General features: G+C 36.5%; 1 rRNA gene. It reads left to right on the top strand.

Going from position 1 to position 274, the window contains the following annotated elements:
- Positions 1-183: 183 nt before the first annotated feature.
- Positions 184-274 (top strand): 16S ribosomal RNA (locus BN3349_RS11805); the annotation flags it as partial.

Genomic DNA, 274 nt, shown 5'->3' with positions numbered 1-274 from the left:
TGTTCTTTAACAATCTATCAGACAATCTGTGTGGGCACTTGTTGATTGACTTTGTTGAAATTATTTTAATTTTGAAGTCTTGATAAGTGCTTAACTTAAAATTCATTTTGTGTTTGTCGGGAGGCATTGATTGCGTCCACAAACAAAAATTAAAGCTAAGTGATTTATTGAGCGATTGAACTTGAATTGAAGAGTTTGATCATGGCTCAGATTGAACGCTGGCGGCAGGCTTAACACATGCAAGTCGAACGGTAGCGAATGAAAGCTTGCTTTT

Source organism: Necropsobacter massiliensis, from assembly GCF_000827595.2.
In the GTDB taxonomy this organism is placed as follows: Bacteria; Pseudomonadota; Gammaproteobacteria; order Enterobacterales; family Pasteurellaceae; genus Necropsobacter; species Necropsobacter massiliensis.
The sequence above is the reverse complement of the archived record's forward strand: the minus strand, read 5'-3'. Positions and strand labels throughout refer to the sequence as shown.